Origin of the sequence: Mycobacterium sp. 852002-30065_SCH5024008 (assembly GCF_001665645.1) — a bacterium.
Taxonomy (GTDB): Bacteria; Actinomycetota; Actinomycetes; order Mycobacteriales; family Mycobacteriaceae; genus Mycobacterium; species Mycobacterium paraffinicum.
Genome location: NZ_LZSZ01000126.1, coordinates 1 through 632 on the forward strand (window position 1 = coordinate 1; position 632 = coordinate 632).

A 632-nucleotide genomic window follows, 5' to 3' on the forward strand; every position below is an offset into this window, starting at 1 on the left:
CGGCTTCGGAGGATCTTGCGTATCTGATTTACACCTCGGGCACCACCGGGGTGCCCAAAGGCGTTGCCGTGACCCACCACAACGTCACCCAGTTGCTGGGGTCATTGGATGGGGATTTGGCGGCACCGGCACCAGTGTGGGCGCAGGTGCATTCGTATGCCTTCGATGCCTCGGTTGAGGAGATCTGGGGCGCCCTGCTGGGTGGGGGCCGGTTGGTGGTGGTGCCCGAGTCGGTGGCCGGCTCTCCAGAAGAGTTGCATGCGTTACTGATTGCTGAGCAGGTCAGTGTGTTGAGTCAGACTCCTTCGGCGGTGGCGATGCTGTCACCGGAGGGGTTGGGGTCGGTGGCGTTGGTGGTGGCCGGTGAGGCGTGTCCGGCTGAGGTGGTGGATCTGTGGGCGGCACCAGGGCGGGTGATGATCGATGCGTATGGGCCGACGGAGACCACGGTATGTGCGTCGATCAGCACTCCGCTCACCCCCGAATCTCAGGTGGTGCCGATTGGGTCGCCGATACCGGGGGCGGCGATGTTCGTCTTGGACAGGTGGCTCAAGTCGGTGCCGGCGGGGGTGGTCGGTGAGTTGTATGTGGCCTGTCTCTTATACACATCTGACGCTGCCGACGATCGCATA

The 632-nt window shown here is 63.4% G+C and carries 1 protein-coding gene; it reads left to right on the top strand.

The window, feature by feature from the left end; translation table 11 throughout:
• On the top strand, positions 1-632 hold a 632-nt coding region (locus A5781_RS16075), incomplete at both ends, for an AMP-binding protein (RefSeq protein WP_156624712.1).